This is a genomic window from Achromobacter aegrifaciens (assembly GCF_902859735.1).
GTDB lineage: Bacteria > Pseudomonadota > Gammaproteobacteria > Burkholderiales > Burkholderiaceae_B > Achromobacter > Achromobacter aegrifaciens.
Genome location: NZ_CADIJY010000007.1, coordinates 1 through 17,266, shown reverse-complemented (window position 1 = coordinate 17,266; position 17,266 = coordinate 1). Strand labels below are relative to the sequence as shown.

Genomic DNA, 17,266 nt, shown 5'->3' with positions numbered 1-17,266 from the left:
CGTCATGATTTCGCAATCCTTGATGGACCTCTGGTACGGCTTTGGCGTCGCCTTCCAGTGGCATAACCTGATGTGGTCGTTCTTCGGCGTGCTGGTGGGCAACCTCATCGGCGTGCTGCCCGGCATGGGCGCGCTGTCGGCCATTTCCATTCTGCTGCCGCTCACCTACGTGATGCATCCGGTGCCGGCCATCCTGATGCTGGCCGGCATCTTCTACGGTTCGCAGTACGGCGGCGCCATCGGCGCGATCCTGCTGAATCTGCCTTCGCATCCGCCGCACGCGGTCACCTGCCTGGACGGTTATCCGCTGACCAAACAAGGCAAGGGCGGAACGGCGCTCGGCATCACGATGATCTGTTCGTTCTTCGCCGCGTCGGTGGGGATCATCGTCATGATCTTCGCGTCTCCGCTGCTGGTCGAAGTCGCGTTCAAGTTCGGTCCCACCGAGATCTTCTCGATCATGTTGCTGGGCCTTTTGGCCGGCGCCACCATGTCGCGCGGCTCGCCGCTCAAGGGTGTGGCGATGACCTTGTTCGGCCTGATGTGCGGCGTGGTGGGTACGGACGTGAATACCGGCACCATCCGCTTTTCGTTCGGGCTGCTGGACCTGTCCGACGGCCTGGAGCTGGTGGCGATTTCCATGGGCCTGTTCGGCGTTGCCGACTTCCTCATGAGCGTCAACCGCATGACCATCATCGGCAGCGGCGCCAAGCTGCGCCTGCGCGACATGCGGCCCAGCAAGCAGGAGCTCAAGACCGCCTTCTGGCCTATGGTGCGCGGCACGGCGGTAGGCACGCTGTTTGGCGCCATGCCCGGCACCGGTCCTACCATCACCACCTTCGTGGCCTATGCGCTGGAGCGCAAGATCTCCAAGACGCCCGAGAAATTCGGCACCGGCATGATCGCCGGCGTGGCGTCGCCGGAAGCGTCCTCGCACTCCAAGACGCAGGTCGACTTCATCCCCACGATGAGCCTGGGCATCCCCGGCGACGCCGTGATGGCGCTAATCCTGGGCGCGCTGCTGATCCAGGGCATCCAGCCCGGCCCGCAACTGATCACCGAGCATCCGGACATCTTCTGGGGCCTGATCGCCAGCTTCTGGGTGGGTAATGTGCTGCTCATGGTGCTGAACGTGCCGCTGATCGGCGTGTGGGTGAAACTGCTGCAGGTACCGTACCGCTATCTGTTCCCGTCGGCGCTGTTCTTCATCGCGGTGGGCGTGTTCAGTACCCAGAACAGTCTCTTCCAGATCTGGGAAGTGCTGGCTTTCGGTGTAATCGGCGCCATCCTCATGACGCTGGAATTCTCGGTTGCGCCCATCCTGCTCGGCTTCGTGCTCGGCCCCATGGTCGAAGAGAACTTCCGCCGGGCGTTGCTGCTGTCGCGCGGCGATCTGGCGGTGTTTGTGGAGCGCCCGATCAGCGCGTGGTTCATCGGTGCGAGCGCCTTGCTGGTCCTCCTGCAGGTGTGGGCCTTCCTGCGCCGCAACAAGAACAAGGGCAAAGGCAAGCCCGAGGTGCCGCAGGCGGCCTGAGCGCTTTTCCGTTTGCCTGCACGCGGCCCGGCTACATGCCGGGCCGTTTGATTTGTGCGGCGGCATCCCTCATGCTTGAGGCTTCCCCAGTCTGCACACAGAGCCACCATGCACATACTCTTTGCCTGTCCCCACCATGATCCCGCCGCCTGGGTTCCGCTGCTGGAAGCCGCCATGCCCGGATGCCGCATTTCCGTGTGGAACCCGGACGGCCCGCCTTCGGGCGCGCAGGCGGCTCTGGTGTGGCGTCCGCCGGCCGAACTCTTCAAGCACGAGACCGGCCTCACCACGCTGTTCAACCTGGGCGCGGGCGTCGACGCCTTGCTGAAGATGCCCGAGATCCCGCCGCAGGTGCGCATCGTCCGTCTGGAAGACGCGGGCATGTCGGTGCAGATGGCGGAGTACGCGCTGTACGCGTTGCTGCGCGTCGCGCGCGATTTCGAAGCTTTCGATCATGCGCAGGCGCGGCAACACTGGGATACCCGCGAAGGCTCGCGGCAGGCGGACTGGCCGGTGGGCGTGCTGGGCCTGGGGCAGGTGGGCGCCAGAGTCGCTCAGACGCTGGCCGAATTCGGCTATCCCGTGGCGGGCTGGTCGCGCACGCCGCGCGAGATTCCCGGCGTCGAGACCTTTGCGGGCGCGGCCGCCTTGCCGGCGTTCCTGGCCCGCACGCGCTTCCTGGTGAACGTGCTGCCGCTCACGCCGGACACCGTCGGCATCCTCAACCGCGAAACGCTGTCGCAGTTGCTGCCGCATGCGCATCTGGTCAACGTGGGCCGGGGCGAACACCTGGTCGAGGACGACTTGGTGCAGATGCTCGAAGAAGGTGAAATCGATGGCGCCACGCTGGATGTGTTCCACACCGAACCCTTGCCCAAGGACCACGCGTTCTGGCGCGATGCGCGGGTGCACGTGACTCCGCACATCGCGGCGCGCACCTTGCGCGATGAGAGCATTCGCCAGATCGCAGGCAAGGTCGCGCAGTTGCAGCGCGGCGAAGCCATCACCGGCGTGGTCGACCGCTCGCGCGGCTACTGAGCCGGCGGCAGCGGGGCTTTTTCCAGCCGCTGGTACATGGCGGGCAGGCGCTCCGACAGGAAATCGAGCAGGGCGCGCACGGCGGGCATCATGCCCCGCCGCGACGGATAGATGCAATGCACGATGCCCTCGGGTGACTGCCATTGCGGCAAGACCTGCACCAGCTGGCCGCGCCGTAGCTGTTCATGCGTGGCGATCGAGGGCAGCAGGGCGATGCCGCGGCCCCGCACTGCGGCTTCGGTCAGCACGATGAAGTCGTTGCATGACAGCTGCGGTTTCAATTCCACATGCACTTCCTCGCCCTTGTCGTTGCGCAGGGGCCAGCGCACTTCGTTTTGCGGATCACTGAAGCTCAGTGTGGTGTGCGTGGCGAGGTCCTGCGGCGTGTCGGGCGTGCCATGGCGCTGCAGGTAGCTGGGACTGGCGACCAGTGTGCCGCGCGCGGTGCCGAAGTGGCGCACGACCAGTTCGGCGTCGGTATCCAGCTTGGTGCGCACGCGTAGCGCCAGGTCCACGCCCTCGCGGATCAGGTCCACGCGGCGGTTGGTCACAAGCAACTGCACCGACACGGCGGGCCAGGCGTCCAGGAACTCGGGCAGCAGCGGCGACAGCACGTCCTGCGCGATGGATACGGGGCAGCTCACGATCACGGGGCCGGTGGGTTCGGCCTGCAACTGCCGCATGGCGTCGTCCGCCGCGCGCGCCGATGCGGCCATTTCGCGGCAATAGTGCAGATAACGTTCGCCCGCCGAGGTCAGGCGCAAGCGGCGCGTCGTGCGTTGCAGAAGGCGCACGCCCAGGCTTTCCTCCAGGTGCGAGATCCGGCGCGACAAGCGGGATTTCGGAATGTCCAGCACCCTGGCCGCGGCGCTGAACCCTCCCTGTTCGACTACCTGGGAGAAGTAGTAGAGGTCGTTGAGATCTTGCATGATTGTTCTATTCCTGGAACGAATAGTTCATCATAACCGGATTTATGTGAACAATTAACCCGTCTACAGTGACGCCATGCACTCGGGATCTGATCAAAGCCTACGGATCCTGACCGCCCGCAGCGAGCGGGCCCTCACTGGAGAAATTTGCAATGAAGACCCTGGTTATCCTTTCCTCTATTCTCGGCGATCGTTCCAACAGCAAGCAATTGGCCGATCACCTGATCAACCGCGTCAAGGCGTCTAATCCGGCCGCGGCCATCAAGGTCCGCGACATCGGCGCCCAGCCCATCCCTTACTTCGACGGCAACACCGCCGGCGCCCTGTTCACTCCGGCCGATGCCCGCAACGTGGACCAGCAACGCCTGGTTGAGATGAGCGACGCGCTGGTAGCCGAATTGATGGATGCCGATCGCATCGTCTTCGCCGTTCCGGTCTACAACTTCAATATGCCCGCTCAGTTCAAGAGCTATCTCGATCATCTCGCCCGCGCTGGCGTCACCTTCCGCTATACCCCCGAAGGCGTGCCGGAAGGCCTGGTCAAGGGCAAGCAGGTGTTCGTGCTGACCGCCCGCGGCGGCAAGGCCGAAGGCACGCCTTCGGACACGATGACGCCTTACCTGCGCCAGATGCTGGCTTTCCTGGGCATGACCGACGTCACCTTCATCGCCGCCGAAGGCATGGCCATGGGTGAAGTGGCCGCGCTGGAAGGCATGGCGCAGGCCAAGCAGCGCATCGACGCGCTGCTGCCCGCTGCGCAGCAGGACAGCCTGGCCGCGTAAGCGCAGGCGTCCAAAGCAAAAGGCGAGCCTTGCGGCTCGCCTTTTTTCTTGCCGCGAGGGCAGGGCTCAGTCGCGCAGGCGCTTGATCAGGCTGGAGGTATCCCAGCGGCCGCCGCCCAGCTTCTGGACGTCGCCATAGAACTGGTCCACCAGGGCCGTCAGGGGCAGGCGCGCGCCATTGTGGCGGGCTTCGGCCAGCACCAGGCCCAGATCCTTGCGCATCCAGTCCACCGCGAAGCCGAAGTCGAACTTGTCGTCGACCATGGTGCCGCCGCGATTCTCCATTTGCCAGCTCTGCGCCGCGCCCTTGCTGATCACGTCCAGCACCAGCTTCATGTCCAGGTCGGCAGCCTGGCCGAAAGCGATCGCCTCGGACAGGCCCTGCACGACGCCTGCGATGCAGATCTGGTTGACCATCTTGGCCAGTTGACCGGCTCCGGGCGGGCCCACCAGCGTGACCGCGCGGCCGAAGCTCTGCGCCACGGGCTTGATCGCATCGAACACGGCTTGTTCGCCGCCGCACATGATGGTCAACACGCCGTTGACCGCGCCTGCCTGTCCGCCGGATACCGGCGCGTCGACGAAATTCAGGCCCAGCTCCTTGGCCTGCGCGTAGAGTTCGCGCGCCACGTCGGCGGATGCGGTGGTGTGGTCGACGAAGACCGCGCCGGGCGTCATGCCGGCGAAAGCGCCGTCGGGGCCCAGCACGACGCTGCGCAGGTCATCGTCATTGCCGACGCAGGCGAACACGATCTGCGCGCCGGCCACGGCTTCGCGCGGCGTGGCTGCGCTCTTGCCGCCGAATTCGGCGACCCAGGCCTGGGCCTTGGCGGGCGAGCGGTTGTAGACCGTGACGTCGTGTCCTGCGCGCGCCAGGTGGCCGGCCATGGGCAGGCCCATCACGCCCAATCCGAGGAAAGTGACTTTCTGGGCTACGACAGCGTCGTAGCTCTTGGTACCGATCGTTGCCATGCAGGGGACTCCGCTTTATGTGATTGGGGCCGTCAGGCGTTGACGCCTGTAAACAGGCCCTAACCTTAACGCAATCAAAAGCCCGCGGCGAGTCCATCGCGCCGGCTGTCGCTGGCGCTGACATATCCGTCCACGGCCGGGTCGCCCAGGCGCCAGATGAACTGCCCCGATCCGAAGTCCATGTAGGGATCCGCCATGCTTTCGAGCACATGGCCGCGGGCGCGCAGTCCCTCGGCAACGGCCGCGGGCAGGCCGGCCTCCGCGTCCAGCGACAGTCCATGGTTCCATTTCCAGCGAGGCGCGTCGCAGGCGGCCTGCGGCTGCTGGCCATAGTCCAGCATCCGGACCAGCGTCTGCACCTGCCCCTGGGGCTGCATATTGCCTCCCATGACCCCGAAACTCATGACGGGTGCGCCATTGCGCATCAGGAAGCCGGGGATGATGGTGTGGAAGGGGCGCTTGCCGCCCGCCACCGCATTGGGGTGGCCAGGGTCGGTGTTGAAGCAATGGCCGCGGTTCTGCAGGCTGACGCCGGTGCCCGGCACCACCACGCCGGAGCCGAAGCCCATGTAGTTCGACTGGATGAAGCTGACCATCATGCCGCACTTGTCTGCGGCAGTCAGGTAGACGGTGCCGCCGCGCGGCGCATGGCCGCTGGCGTGGGCCTGCGCCGCATCGGGGTCGATCAGGCGCGCGCGCTGCGCCAGATAGTCCGCGGCCAGCATCTGTTCGGGCGTGACCTGCATGTGCTGCGAGTCGGCCACGTGCGCGTAGACATCGGCAAAGGCCAGCTTCATCGCCTCGATCAGCAGGTGCTGCGTTGCAGGGTGATCCACCGGGCGTGCCGCCACGTCGAAGTTCTGCAGGATGCCCAGGGCGATCAGGGCGGCGATGCCTTGGCCGTTGGGCGGAATCTGATGCAACGTGTGGCCGCGGTAGCTTTGGCTGATCGGCGTCACCCACTGCGGCGCGTAATCGCGCAGATCCGCCAGCGTCAGCGCGGCGTCGTGGGCTTGGGCATGCGCCACCAGCTTGTGGGCGGTCTCGCCTTCGTAGAAGTCCCGGCCGCCGCTGGCCGCAATGCGCTTGAGCGTGGCGGCCGCGCCTTGAAGCACGAAGTGCTCGCCGACCTGCGGCGCGCGTCCGCGAGGTAGGAAATGCTCGGCGAAGCCCGGCTGCGGTTGCAGGAGGTCGGCTTGCGCCGCCCACTTTTCCTGCACGATGGGCGACACGGCAAAGCCGCGCTCGGCGTATTCGATGGCGGGTGCAAGCACGTCGGCAAAGGACAACCGGCCCAGCTTTTCGTGCAGGGCGGCCCAGCCCGCCACGCAGCCCGGCACCGTCACGCTGTCCCAGCCGCGCATCGGGATGGCGCCCTGGTGCTTGCGCCGGAAATAATCCATGTTCCAGGCTGCCGGCGCCGTTCCCGAGGCATTCAGTCCATGCAGCTTGGACCCGTCCCAGACGATGGCGAAACAATCCGATCCCAGCCCGTTGCTGACCGGCTCCGTCAGGGTCAGCGTGGCGGCCGCGGCGATCGCCGCGTCGACTGCGTTGCCGCCTTGCGCCAGGATCCGCAAGCCTGCCTGGGCGGCCAGCGGTTGTGACGTGGCGACCACGTTGCGTGCGAACACGGGGCGGCGGGTGGTGGGATAGGGGTTGTTCCAGTTGAAATTCATCTCGAATCATCGCGTGGGGTAAACCCCTAGCTTACCGTACGCGAACTGTGTTTGAACATAACCCGTATTGAGTTGTATTGATTCGTAGCGTTTATCGGACTGGATGCCGGACGCGCAAAGAAAAACCCCCGGGCGGAACCCGGGGGTTTTCAGGGCGAGACTGCCGCAGCGGGGCGGCAGGCTGGCTTTAGTCTTCTTCGACGAAGGTCTCTTCGCGCTTCTTGCGGATCGCCGGCAGGGCCACCAGGATCACCAGGAAGACGGCGACGGCCAGCAGCGAAGCCGACAGCGGACGCGTCACGAAGGTCGTGAAGTCGCCGCGCGACAGCAGCAGGGCGCGACGGAAGTTCTCTTCCATCATGGGACCCAGCACCAGGCCCAGCAGCAGCGGTGCGCCTTCGCACTTCAGCTTGGACCACACGTAGCCGATGATGCCGAAGATGGCGGTGGTGAAGATGTCGAACGTGTTGTAGTTCAACGAGTACACGCCGATCGTGCAGAACACCAGAATCGCCGGGAACAGGATGCGGTAGGGCACCTTCAGCAGCTTGACCCACAGGCCGATCAGCGGCAGGTTCAGCACGACCAGCATCAGGTTGCCGATCCACATCGAGGCGATCAGGCCCCAGAACAGCTCCGGGTGGCTCGTCATGACTTGCGGGCCGGGCTGGATGTTGTGGATGGTCATCGCGCCGACCATCAGCGCCATCACGGCGTTACCCGGGATGCCCAGGGTCAGCAGCGGGATGAACGAAGTCTGGGCAGCAGCGTTGTTCGCCGATTCCGGGCCAGCCAGGCCGGCCGGGTGGCCCTTGCCGAAGCGTTCCGGATTGCGCGAGATCTTCTTTTCCAGCGTGTAGGAGGCGAACGACGACAACACCGCGCCACCGCCAGGCAGGATGCCCAGGGCCGAACCCAGAGCCGTGCCGCGCAGCACAGCGGGTGCGGCTTCCTTGAATTCCTGCTTGTTGGGGTACAGCGATCCGATCTTGTCGGTGATGTCGACGCGGTTTTCCTTCTGCTCGAGGTTGGTCATGATTTCGGCGAAGCCGAACACGCCCATGGCCACGATGGCGAAGTCGATGCCGTCTTGCAGTTCGGGGATGCCGAAGTCGAAGCGGGCGACGCCCGAGTTCACGTCGGTGCCCACCATGCCCAGCAGCAGACCCAGCAGGATCATCGCGATGGCCTTCGGCAGCGAACCCGAAGCCAGCACCACGGCGCCGACCAGGCCCAGGCACATCAGCGAGAAGTACTCGGCCGGGCCGAACTTGAACGCGACTTCAGCCAGCGGGGGCGCGAAGGCGGCCAGCAGCAGCGTGGCCACGCAGCCTGCGAAGAACGAACCCAGCGCAGCGATTGCCAGCGCGGCGCCAGCGCGGCCGTTGCGGGCCATCTGGTGGCCGTCCAGCACGGTCACCACCGCGGACGTTTCCCCTGGCAAGGCCACGAGAATTGCCGTTGTGGAGCCGCCATATTGGGCGCCGTAGTAGATGCCTGCCAGCATGATCAGGCCGGCCACCGGGGGCAGCACGTACGTGATCGGCAGCAGCATTGCGATGGTCGGGACAGGGCCGATGCCCGGCAGCACGCCGATCAGCGTGCCCAGGATGCAGCCCAGCAGGGCATAGGCCAGGTTCTCGGGCGTGAACGCCACCGAGAAGCCCAGCATGAGGTTGTCAAACAATTCCATGGCCGAAGGCTCCTTAGTTCATGCCCAGAAACGACGGCCACAGCGGGAAAATCAGCCCCAGCCCCTTGACGAATGCCAGATACGAGAACACCACCAGGAAGATCGCGTTGGCAACGGCGACCTTCAGGCTGAACTCATGGCTGGCCAGGCTGCTGACGACAACCAGAACGAACACCGAGATGTAGATGCCCAGCAGCTTGAGGATGAAGCCGTAGAGCACGACCGATCCGACCACCAGGAACACGATGCGCCAGTCGAACTTGTCGACGTGGGTTTCGTGCGCCTTCTTGGACATCGAGCCAAGCAGCACGATGGCGCCCAGCAATGCCAGAACAATGCCTAGCCAGAAAGGAAAATACCCTGGGCCCATCCGGGCGGCAGTACCCATTTGGTAGCTGCTGGCCTGCCAGGCGAATCCCAGTCCAAGGGCGATGAACATCACCCCCGACCAGAAGTCCTGTCGATTGCGTAGCTGCATGATTGGTTGGCTCCTGTTTACAGCATGTAGATAAAAAGGTCTGTGGCCAATCCCGCCGACAGGCGAGTGACAGGCACAAAAAAGGCACTTCAGGGTGCCATTTGTTCTTATGAAAGGTAAGGCTGGGATTCTTGAAAGGGCGAATGGTAATGGACGCCCGCCACGCTGCAAACCCTGTAAGGTCGGTGAAAGGCTGGGGTTTTCCCTAGAATTCGGGAACTCCCGACCCCGAGTTGTAACGGGTCAGGAAGTTTGAGGGCTTTTTGAAAGCTAAGTGAAAGTTTATAGAAAGAAAGACGAAAGCAAGATCGGCCGGATGCGTGGCTTTCGAATGAGACAGGAATAAATCCTACTGAATATTGCCGGGTTTCTCACCTTGCGTGAAGAGACCCCGTTCAACTCAGGATGGTTTACGATAGCGCCCATGCTGCAAGATCTAGACCAACTCGCCGCCCGCATAGGGCAACTGGTGCAACGCACCCGGCAACTCCACGCAGAGCGTGACGCGTTGCGCCAACGCCTGAACGAAACCGAAGCTGAGCAGCGTGTGCTCAAGCAGCGCGCCGCCGAGCGCGAGGCCGAAATCGTCACGCTCCAGAGCAAGCTTCAGGATCACGACGGCGCGGTCACCTCCATGCTCGAGCAAGCCCAGCAGGCCGAGGCCGCGCTACGCGAGCAACTGGCCCGCGAAACCTCCGAGCGCCAGTCTCTCGAATCGCGTTTCTCCGCCCGTGAAACCGAATTGCAAGGCAGCTTGCAGACCCGCGACACCGAATTACAGCGCTTGCGCGTGGCCGCCGCATCGGCCCGCGAGCGCATTGACGCCGTGCTGGCCCGCTTGCCGGGCGCACCGTCTGGAGAGCAACACTGATGGAACGCGTAGATGTCACCATACTGGGGCGCGACTATTCTTTGGCGTGTTCCGCCGAAGAGAAGCCGACGCTGCTGGCCGCCGTGCGCCACGTGGACCAACTGATGCTGCGCATCCAGGGCACGGGCAAGGTCTCCAGCAATGAACGCATCGCCGTGATGGCCGCGCTGCAAGTCGCGGGCGAGCTGCTCGCCATGAAAGCGCCCGATGGTCCGCTGGGCGGTTTGGCGGTCGGCGACTTCAAGCGTAGAATCGAGGACATGAACGCAGTACTCGATGACGCCTTGTCGGGTCAGGAAAAGCTGCTCTGACAGTTCATATAGCAGTACTCAAGTATTTTCAGTTTGTCCCTGCCGTGTTCGTGACTAGGCCATACATTCTCTGAACCTATGTCTTATGGCATATTGGTTGCGGGAGTGCAGAGCTGGAGTGATCGTCTCCTGTAGACGAACCCGACGCTCTTCGGAACGCGACCACCTTGAACCTCAGGGTTCGAGATGCCGGCCTTGACGGCACAGGCGGGGCATCTATCCCAGCGGGCCTGCCATAAGAGCAGGTCCGCCTCGGGCGCCTCACCACTCCCCTTCGTCCTCCCTCCTAGGAGCATTCCATGTTCAGACACCCTGTGTTTTCGCTGACCAAACTCAGCGCGGCGTGCGCAATCGTGGCCGCTCTGAGCGCCGCGCCGCTTGCCCATGCGCAGACCCAGGCGCCCGCCGCCGCGACGGAAGGCGCCACCAGCCGCGCGCCGGAACTGACTCTGCAGGCCAATGCGTCTTCCGAGGTCAAACCGGACACCGTCCGCATTTCGCTGTCCGCCGAAGTCGAGGCTCCTGATCAGCCCACCGTAGGCAAGAAGCTGAATGCGGCTTTGGACGAGGTGGTCACGCGTGCGCGCGACGTCAAGGGAGTGGAAGTGCGCACCGGCGGCTACAACGTCTGGCCGAGCACCTCCAGCAAGGGCAAGATCGGTTCCTGGCGCGGCCAGGGTGAAGTGATCCTGGAATCCAAGGACTTCGAAGCCGCGGCCGTCCTGGCGTCCAATCTGTCCGATAAGACCGCCATCTCCAACATCAGCTTCCTGCTGTCGCGCGAATTGCGCGAGACCGAAGAACGCAAGCTGCTCAAGGAGGCCGCGCAAGCCTTCAAGGACCGCGCGCTGGCCGCAGCCAACGCCTTCGGTTTCTCGGGCTACCGCTTGGCCAAGCTGGAGCTGGGCGGCTCGGGTGGCCCCGTGCCGATGCCGCGCGTGATGGGCGCCGCGGCCATGGCCAAGGACGCCTCTGGCGGCTACAGTCCGAACGTCCCGCTGGAAGCGGGCAACGTCATGGTCAGCATCGCGGTCAACGGGACGATCGTTTTGCAGTAAGGCTGAACATGATGGCGCCCAGGGCGACCATCGGCACGGACAGCCACTGTCCCATGCTCAACCCACCCGCGAGCAGGCCCAGGAAGTTGTCTGGCTCGCGGGTGAATTCCACCAGGAAGCGGAACGTTCCGTAACCCATCAGGAAGAGCCCGCTCACCTGGCCCAGCGGGCGCGGCTTGCTCGAAAACCACCACAGCAGCGCGAACAGCACGATGCCTTCCAGGCCCAGCTCATAGAGTTGCGAGGGGTGGCGCGCCAGTCCGTCGCCGCTGCCCGGAAACACCATGGCCCACGGCACATCGGTGGGCCGGCCCCAGAGTTCGCCATTGATGAAGTTGCCCAGGCGGCCAAAGCCCAGCCCCAGCGGAATCAGCGGCGCGATGAAATCGCTGACCGCGAAGAATGGCAGCTTCTTCTTGCGTGCGAACAGCAGCATCACCACGATTACGCCGATCAGCCCGCCATGGAACGACATGCCGCCCTGCCACAGGTACAGCACTTCCAGCGGATGGGACAGGTAGTAAGAGGGCTTGTAGAACAGCACATAACCCAGCCGTCCGCCCAGCACCACGCCCAGCACGCTATAGAAGATCAGGTCTTCCAGATCCTTCACGTTCAGTGACGTGGTGTGGCCGGAGGTGATGCGGCGGCGTCCCAGCAGGTACACCAGGGCGAAGCCCACCAGGTACATCAGTCCGTACCAGTGGATGGCAAGCGGCCCGATCTGCAGGGCGACGGGGTCAAATTGGGGATATTGCAGCATGTTCTGCCCGACACAATAAAGTTGAATGATAATAACCGGCGAACATTGAAGATTCGCGCGCAAGCGAGCCAGTTCCCCCGGGGCGGTTGCCATGTCCGAGCCCCGGCGGCCGACAGGAGACAGACCATGCCGCACAACGATCGTTCCCGCCACATCACCCACGGTGTCGCGCGCGCGCCCAATCGCGCCATGTATTACGCGCTGGGCTATCAGGAAGCCGACTTCGAAAATCCCATGATCGGCGTGGCCAACGGCCATTCGACGATCACGCCATGCAATAGCGGCCTGCAGCGCCTGGCCGATGCGGCCATCGATGCGATCCGCGCGTCACGGGCCAATCCCCAGGTATTCGGCACGCCCACCATTTCAGACGGCATGTCCATGGGCACCGAGGGCATGAAGTACTCGCTGGTCTCCCGCGAGGTCATCGCCGACTGCATCGAGACCGCGGCGCAAGGGCAGTGGATGGACGGCGTGGTGGTGATAGGCGGGTGCGACAAGAACATGCCTGGCGGCATGATCGCACTGGCGCGCACCAACGTGCCCGGCATCTACGTCTATGGCGGCACCATCAAGCCCGGCCACTACAAGGGCAACGATCTCACCATCGTATCCGTCTTCGAGGCCGTGGGCGAATACACCATGGGCCGCATGCCCGAAGAAGATTTCAAGCAGATAGAGAAGTGCGCGATTCCCGGCTCCGGGTCCTGTGGCGGCATGTACACCGCCAACACCATGAGCTCCGCGTTCGAAGCCATGGGCATGAGCCTGCCGTATTCCAGCACCATGGCCAACGAGGACGAAGAAAAGGTCACCTCCGCCACGGAGTCTGCGCGCGTGCTTGTCGAGGCGGTCAGGAAGGGTTTGCGCCCGCGCGACATCATCACGCGCGAATCCATCGAAAACGCGGTGTCCGTCATCATGGCCACGGGCGGCTCCACCAACGCCGTGCTGCATTTCCTGGCAATCGCGCATGCGGCGGAAGTGCCGTGGACCATCGACGACTTTGAACGCATCCGCAAGCGCGTGCCTGTCCTGTGCGACCTGAAACCGTCCGGCAAATATGTCGCCACCGACCTGCATCGCGCCGGCGGCATTCCGCAGGTCATGAAGCTGCTGCTCAACGCCGGCCTGTTGCACGGCGACTGCATCACCATCACCGGCAAGACCATCGCCGAGACCCTGGCTGATGTGCCCGACGCTCCCAGGGCGGACCAGGATGTCATCATGCCGCTGGATCGCGCGCTGTACCCGCAAGGCCATCTTGCCATCCTGAAAGGCAATCTCTCTCCCGAAGGCTGTGTCGCCAAGATCACTGGCCTGAAGAATCCCGTCATCACGGGCCCGGCGCGCGTCTTCGATTCCGAGGATGACGCCATGACCGCCATCATGGCGCGCGAGATCCGCGATGGCGACGTGGTGGTCATCCGCTACGAAGGGCCGAAGGGCGGTCCCGGCATGCGTGAGATGCTTGCGCCGACCTCCGCGCTGGTCGGCCAGGGACTGGGCGAAACGGTGGGTCTCATCACCGACGGCCGTTTTTCCGGTGGCACCTGGGGGATGGTCGTGGGCCATGTCGCGCCGGAGGCTTTCGTGGGCGGCCCCATCGCGCTGATCCGCGAGGGTGATTCGGTTACCATCGATGCCCACAAGCTGCTATTGCAGCTCAATATCAGCGACGAAGAAATGGCGGCTCGTCGCCAGGCCTGGGTTCAGCCCCGGCCGCGTTATACACGCGGTGTGCTTGCCAAATTCGGCAAGCTCGCCAGCACCGCGAGCCGTGGGGCAGTTACCGATGCATTTGAAGAGTAGTCTGTTGTTGGCCGCCGCCTGCGTCCTGGGCGCGGGGGCGGCGCAAGCGCAAACCACCGGGTTGGATCTGGCCAAGAACAAGGCCTGTATGGCCTGCCACCAGGTCGAAGCCAAGCGTGTCGGCCCGCCGCTCAAGAGCGTGGCTGAACGCTATGCGGGGCAGGGCGACGCCATGGTCGATTACCTGGCAGGCAAGATCCGCGGCGGCGGTCGCGGCGCCTGGGGTGCCGTGCCCATGCCCGCGCAGACTCAGGTCAGCCCGGACGACGCCCGCGCGCTCGCCGAATGGATCTTGTCGCTGGCTCCGCCCAAGCAGTAGTCTTATTCTCTCGCGTTCCGCGCACGAAAGCCGGGACGCCAGGCCGTATTCCGCGGCCCTTTATCAGGAAGGAATCGTCATGGCAGAACAACCCTCTCCGGGCAATGAGGTCGCGGTACTTGGCGGCGGCTGCTTCTGGTGCGTTGAAGCGGTGTTCACCGAGCTGCGCGGGGTCAAGAGCGTGCTGCCCGGTTATAGCGGCGGGCATGTGGACAATCCCAGCTACGAGCAGGTCTGCGGCAAGGCCACGGGCCACATCGAAGTGGCCCGCATCGAGTTCGATCCCGCTGAACTGTCCTACAGTGACTTGCTGCGCGTATTCTTCGCGACCCACGACCCCACCACACCGGGCCGCCAGGGCAATGACGTCGGTCCGCAATACGAATCCGCCATCTTCTGGCAGAACGAGGGGCAGCGCGAGCAGGCCCAAGCCGTCATCGCCGAGGTCAATGCACAGCAGATCTACGATGCGCCCATCGTGACGCACGTGCTGCCGCCCGCCAAGTTCTGGCAGGCCGAGGACTACCACAGCAACTACTTCGCCCTGCATCCCGAGCAAGGCTATTGCCAATTCGTGATCGCGCCCAAGGTCGCCAAGTTCCGCAAGCAGTTCCAGGAGCGGCTGCAAAAGTAGCAGGCAAAAAAAACCTCACCACAAGGTGAGGTTTCAAAGCCAGCGCCGATGCCCGAGCACCGGGCGCTGGCGGGGGAAGTCTTTATTCGACGGTCTTCACCACGCCGCGGCGCATCTGGTCCAGTTCGATCGACTCGAACAGGGCCTTGAAGTTACCTTCGCCGAAGCCATCGTTGCCCTTGCGCTGGATGATCTCGAAGAAGATCGGGCCGATCTGGTTTTCAGTGAAGATCTGCAGCAGCAGGCCGCCGCCGGGGGCGCCGTCCAACAGGATGCGGTTCTTTTGCAGGCGCGCTACGTCTTCGCCGTGGTTCGGCAGACGCCGGTCCAGCAGCTCGTAGTAGGTTTCCGGCGTGTCCAGGAACACTACGCCGTTCTGGCGCAGCGCTTCGATGGTGGCGTAGATATCTTCGGTGGCCATGGCGATGTGCTGGATGCCTTCGCCACGGTACAGGTCCAGGTATTCCTGGATCTGGCCCTTTTCTTCCGTGCCTTCCTCGTTGATCGGAATGCGGATGTTGCCGCAAGGCGAGGTCATGGCCTTGGACTTCACGCCCGTCACCTTGCCCTCGATGTCGAAGTAGCGGACTTCGCGGAAATTGAAGAGGCGTTCGTAGAACTCTGCCCACTCGGCCATGCGGCCCTTGTGCACGTTGTGCGTCAGGTGGTCCACCAGCGTCAAGCCGGCGCCGCGGTGATTCAGGTCGGCCTGGGCGTTTTGCGGATCCACGGGAACGAAGTCCACGTCATAGATGCTGATGTCGCCAATACCGCCATGGCCGTCCTTGCCAGCCCAGCGGTCCACCAGGTAGATCAGCGAATCGCCGATTCCCTTGATCGCCGGAATGTTCAATTCCATCGGGCCGCTGTGCGAATCGAAGCCCCACGCGCCCAGTTCCAGCGCGCGCTTGTAGGCGGCGTTGGCATCTTGCACACGAAAGCCGATCGCACAGATCGACGGGCCATGCAGGCGCGCGAAACGCTGGGCGAAGGAATCCGGTTCTGCGTTGATCAGGAAGTTGACGCCGCCCTGGCGGTACAGGGTCACGTCCTTGTGGCGGTGCTTGGCGATGGCCTTGAAGCCCAGCAGTTCGAACACCTTGCGCAGCGCGGCGGGGTCCGGCGCGGCATATTCAATGAATTCGAACCCGGCGGTGCCCATCGGGTTGTCCCAGGGTTGGAAAGCGCTGCTCATAAGTCTGCTCCCTTGCATCGTTTTTAAGGACGACTTGTTCTTCAAGTCTAGACGGAGATTGTAGGAAGGAACGACGGGCAGACAATTGCAAACATGTCGCGAAAGCCAGTAGGTTGAGCAATAATATTGCCGGATAGAAAATATTAAGGGCTGAAAATGTCTGACATTGAGCTGGATAGGACAGATATACGGATTCTGGCCGAATTGCAGCGCGACGGCCGCCTCAGCAACCAGGAGCTGGCCGATCGTGTGTCGCTGTCGCCCAGTCCCTGCCTGCGGCGGGTCCGCAGACTGGAAGAGAAGGGCTTCATCAAGAAGTACGTCGCCCTGATCGACGCGAAGAAGGTCGGCTTGGGGCTGCTCGCCTACGTAAACATCCGTCTGAACAAGCACAGCGGATCCAGTCATGCTCCCATGAGCGACTTCGCACGCGACGTGCAACTATGGCCGGAGGTCGTGGAGTGCTATGCCATGTCCGGAGACATGGACTACCTGTTGCGTATACAGGTCGCCGACCTGGCGCATTTCTCCCGGTTCGCCATGGATACGCTGATGCGCCACCCTGCAGTGGTGGACATGCGTTCATTCTTCGCCCTACAGCAGATCAAGGAAACCACGGAGCTCAGGCTCTAGCTATGGCTTTTCAGCCCCTCTATATATATAGGTACCGCCCTCAGACGTTTGCCGTGGGGTGTCCAGGGCGAATGGTGCGTCCCCGTAAAGGATGCATCTTTTAAAAAAAGGGTGTCACCTTCGTAGTCCCGTCAAAATTCCGTGCTATAGTCTCGCTCCTTCGCGATTCGGGCAGTTTTGAAGCGTGAAGCCAAGCAGGCACACGGGTTGGCTAAGGGAAACCTAGCCGGCCTGCCGCTAGGTCAGCAGCGATGTTGACAGCGGTTATTGCAAGGGTTGCAGCAAATTAGGCAGAAGCCAGTTGCGTAATCTGCAAAAATCGTGCTATAGTCTTGGGCTTGGCTGGTGATGGTTATTAAGGGTTTGCCCTTATATCACTGGCCATCCAGGCGGTAACCGATCTCAGATTCAAAGCGAAAGCGAAAGTGGTGGCGATGGGGTTGCTAGATAAGGTGCAAGTTAGGCAAAAGCCAGTTGCACAATCTGCAAAAATCGTGTTATAGTCTTGGGCTTGGCAGTTGCCGAAAACTTAGGGTTAACCCTGATATTTCGATAGCTGCTAAGA

Annotated in this window: 17 protein-coding genes and 1 other RNA gene; 11 read left to right on the top strand and 7 right to left on the bottom strand. The window is 63.2% G+C overall.

The features are described 5' to 3' along the window. Nucleotides 1-4 precede the first annotated feature (4 nt). Together HV766_RS19985 and HV766_RS19980 are read left to right on the top strand one after the other, a co-directional pair. A complete protein-coding gene (locus tag HV766_RS19985) occupies nucleotides 5-1,534 on the top strand; it encodes a tripartite tricarboxylate transporter permease (RefSeq protein ID WP_042796392.1) in 1,530 nt (509 codons plus the stop codon). Nucleotides 1,535-1,642: 108 nt separating this feature from the next. Continuing rightward, a complete protein-coding gene (locus HV766_RS19980) occupies nucleotides 1,643-2,572 on the top strand; it encodes a 2-hydroxyacid dehydrogenase (protein ID WP_119449438.1) in 930 nt (309 codons plus the stop codon). On the opposite strand, the gene HV766_RS19975 is transcribed toward HV766_RS19980, so the two are convergent. Further along, nucleotides 2,566-3,501 (bottom strand): LysR family transcriptional regulator, encoded by a 936-nt coding sequence (locus HV766_RS19975; protein ID WP_054458519.1) that lies wholly within the window; start codon nucleotides 3,499-3,501, stop codon nucleotides 2,566-2,568. The two genes, HV766_RS19980 and HV766_RS19975, sit on opposite strands and share 7 nt — an antisense overlap. Nucleotides 3,502-3,653: 152 nt before the next feature. On the opposite strand from HV766_RS19975, the gene HV766_RS19970 reads away from it, so the two are divergent. After that, entirely contained in the window at nucleotides 3,654-4,283 is a 630-nt protein-coding gene (locus HV766_RS19970; RefSeq protein WP_175181728.1) for an FMN-dependent NADH-azoreductase, read from the top strand. A 66-nt stretch (nucleotides 4,284-4,349) separates the two neighbouring features. On the opposite strand, the gene HV766_RS19965 is transcribed toward HV766_RS19970, so the two are convergent. From HV766_RS19965 to HV766_RS19950, 4 genes are all read right to left on the bottom strand, one after another. Further along, nucleotides 4,350-5,255: an NAD(P)-dependent oxidoreductase gene (locus HV766_RS19965; RefSeq protein ID WP_119449440.1), complete on the bottom strand. Its 906-nt coding sequence runs from the start codon at nucleotides 5,253-5,255 to the stop codon at nucleotides 4,350-4,352. 74 nt (nucleotides 5,256-5,329) lie between these two features. Next, nucleotides 5,330-6,934 (bottom strand): gamma-glutamyltransferase family protein, encoded by a 1,605-nt coding sequence (locus HV766_RS19960; RefSeq protein WP_175181727.1) that lies wholly within the window; start codon nucleotides 6,932-6,934, stop codon nucleotides 5,330-5,332. Nucleotides 6,935-7,121: 187 nt separating this feature from the next. Further along, nucleotides 7,122-8,627, bottom strand: a complete 1,506-nt coding sequence (locus tag HV766_RS19955) for a tripartite tricarboxylate transporter permease (RefSeq protein WP_054458528.1) — start codon at nucleotides 8,625-8,627, stop codon at nucleotides 7,122-7,124. Nucleotides 8,628-8,640: 13 nt separating this feature from the next. After that, complete coding sequence (locus tag HV766_RS19950) at nucleotides 8,641-9,105, bottom strand: tripartite tricarboxylate transporter TctB family protein (protein ID WP_054458530.1); 465 nt, start codon at nucleotides 9,103-9,105, stop codon at nucleotides 8,641-8,643. A gap of 424 nt (nucleotides 9,106-9,529) precedes the next feature. On the opposite strand from HV766_RS19950, the gene HV766_RS19945 reads away from it, so the two are divergent. The 4 genes from HV766_RS19945 (at nucleotide 9,530) to HV766_RS19930 (ending at nucleotide 11,345) form a co-directional block, all read left to right on the top strand. Continuing rightward, nucleotides 9,530-9,976: a hypothetical protein gene (locus HV766_RS19945; RefSeq protein ID WP_054458532.1), complete on the top strand. Its 447-nt coding sequence runs from the start codon at nucleotides 9,530-9,532 to the stop codon at nucleotides 9,974-9,976. Next, on the top strand, nucleotides 9,976-10,287 hold the full coding sequence (locus HV766_RS19940; RefSeq protein ID WP_006388757.1) for a cell division protein ZapA: 312 nt from the start codon (nucleotides 9,976-9,978) through the stop codon (nucleotides 10,285-10,287). The genes HV766_RS19945 and HV766_RS19940 overlap by 1 nt, the downstream gene beginning before the upstream one ends. A gap of 33 nt (nucleotides 10,288-10,320) precedes the next feature. Continuing rightward, a non-coding RNA gene (gene ssrS / locus HV766_RS19935) (6S RNA) lies at nucleotides 10,321-10,505 on the top strand. Between the two features lie 81 nt (nucleotides 10,506-10,586). Next, on the top strand, nucleotides 10,587-11,345 hold the full coding sequence (locus tag HV766_RS19930; protein ID WP_175181726.1) for an SIMPL domain-containing protein: 759 nt from the start codon (nucleotides 10,587-10,589) through the stop codon (nucleotides 11,343-11,345). On the opposite strand, the gene lgt is transcribed toward HV766_RS19930, so the two are convergent. Next, nucleotides 11,320-12,108, bottom strand: coding sequence for a prolipoprotein diacylglyceryl transferase (gene lgt / locus HV766_RS19925; RefSeq protein WP_054458535.1), 789 nt, complete (start codon nucleotides 12,106-12,108; stop codon nucleotides 11,320-11,322). The genes HV766_RS19930 and lgt overlap by 26 nt on opposite strands. Nucleotides 12,109-12,234: 126 nt before the next feature. Between lgt and ilvD the strand changes: the two genes are divergently transcribed. The 3 genes from ilvD to msrA all read left to right on the top strand — a co-directional run bounded on the left by ilvD (nucleotide 12,235) and on the right by msrA (nucleotide 14,873). Further along, nucleotides 12,235-13,920: a dihydroxy-acid dehydratase gene (gene ilvD, locus HV766_RS19920; protein ID WP_175181725.1), complete on the top strand. Its 1,686-nt coding sequence runs from the start codon at nucleotides 12,235-12,237 to the stop codon at nucleotides 13,918-13,920. Then, the gene (locus HV766_RS19915; protein ID WP_054458538.1) at nucleotides 13,904-14,239 is read left to right on the top strand and encodes a c-type cytochrome; all 336 of its coding nucleotides are present in this window, start codon (nucleotides 13,904-13,906) and stop codon (nucleotides 14,237-14,239) included. Before ilvD ends, HV766_RS19915 begins: the two co-directional genes overlap by 17 nt. A 79-nt stretch (nucleotides 14,240-14,318) precedes the next feature. Continuing rightward, a complete protein-coding gene (gene msrA / locus HV766_RS19910; RefSeq protein WP_054458540.1) occupies nucleotides 14,319-14,873 on the top strand; it encodes a peptide-methionine (S)-S-oxide reductase MsrA in 555 nt (184 codons plus the stop codon). An 82-nt stretch (nucleotides 14,874-14,955) separates the two neighbouring features. Here the strand turns inward: msrA and hppD are convergent, their stop codons facing one another. Continuing rightward, nucleotides 14,956-16,068: a 4-hydroxyphenylpyruvate dioxygenase gene (gene hppD, locus HV766_RS19905; protein WP_054458542.1), complete on the bottom strand. Its 1,113-nt coding sequence runs from the start codon at nucleotides 16,066-16,068 to the stop codon at nucleotides 14,956-14,958. Nucleotides 16,069-16,224: 156 nt separating this feature from the next. On the opposite strand from hppD, the gene HV766_RS19900 reads away from it, so the two are divergent. After that, nucleotides 16,225-16,701 carry an Lrp/AsnC family transcriptional regulator gene (locus tag HV766_RS19900; protein WP_054458545.1) on the top strand — a complete coding sequence of 159 codons (477 nt, stop codon included), beginning with the start codon at nucleotides 16,225-16,227 and terminating at the stop codon, nucleotides 16,699-16,701. Nucleotides 16,702-17,266 lie beyond the last annotated feature (565 nt).

Coding starts and splice junctions, on each gene's coding strand:
- HV766_RS19985 (WP_042796392.1), top strand. CDS start 5: ATGATTTCGCAATCCTTGATGGACCTCTGGTACGGCTTTGGCGTCGCC.
- HV766_RS19980 (WP_119449438.1), top strand. CDS start 1,643: ATGCACATACTCTTTGCCTGTCCCCACCATGATCCCGCCGCCTGGGTT.
- HV766_RS19975 (WP_054458519.1), bottom strand. CDS start 3,501: ATGCAAGATCTCAACGACCTCTACTACTTCTCCCAGGTAGTCGAACAG.
- HV766_RS19970 (WP_175181728.1), top strand. CDS start 3,654: ATGAAGACCCTGGTTATCCTTTCCTCTATTCTCGGCGATCGTTCCAAC.
- HV766_RS19965 (WP_119449440.1), bottom strand. CDS start 5,255: ATGGCAACGATCGGTACCAAGAGCTACGACGCTGTCGTAGCCCAGAAA.
- HV766_RS19960 (WP_175181727.1), bottom strand. CDS start 6,934: ATGAATTTCAACTGGAACAACCCCTATCCCACCACCCGCCGCCCCGTG.
- HV766_RS19955 (WP_054458528.1), bottom strand. CDS start 8,627: ATGGAATTGTTTGACAACCTCATGCTGGGCTTCTCGGTGGCGTTCACG.
- HV766_RS19950 (WP_054458530.1), bottom strand. CDS start 9,105: ATGCAGCTACGCAATCGACAGGACTTCTGGTCGGGGGTGATGTTCATC.
- HV766_RS19945 (WP_054458532.1), top strand. CDS start 9,530: ATGCTGCAAGATCTAGACCAACTCGCCGCCCGCATAGGGCAACTGGTG.
- HV766_RS19940 (WP_006388757.1), top strand. CDS start 9,976: ATGGAACGCGTAGATGTCACCATACTGGGGCGCGACTATTCTTTGGCG.
- HV766_RS19930 (WP_175181726.1), top strand. CDS start 10,587: ATGTTCAGACACCCTGTGTTTTCGCTGACCAAACTCAGCGCGGCGTGC.
- lgt (WP_054458535.1), bottom strand. CDS start 12,108: ATGCTGCAATATCCCCAATTTGACCCCGTCGCCCTGCAGATCGGGCCG.
- ilvD (WP_175181725.1), top strand. CDS start 12,235: ATGCCGCACAACGATCGTTCCCGCCACATCACCCACGGTGTCGCGCGC.
- HV766_RS19915 (WP_054458538.1), top strand. CDS start 13,904: ATGCATTTGAAGAGTAGTCTGTTGTTGGCCGCCGCCTGCGTCCTGGGC.
- msrA (WP_054458540.1), top strand. CDS start 14,319: ATGGCAGAACAACCCTCTCCGGGCAATGAGGTCGCGGTACTTGGCGGC.
- hppD (WP_054458542.1), bottom strand. CDS start 16,068: ATGAGCAGCGCTTTCCAACCCTGGGACAACCCGATGGGCACCGCCGGG.
- HV766_RS19900 (WP_054458545.1), top strand. CDS start 16,225: ATGTCTGACATTGAGCTGGATAGGACAGATATACGGATTCTGGCCGAA.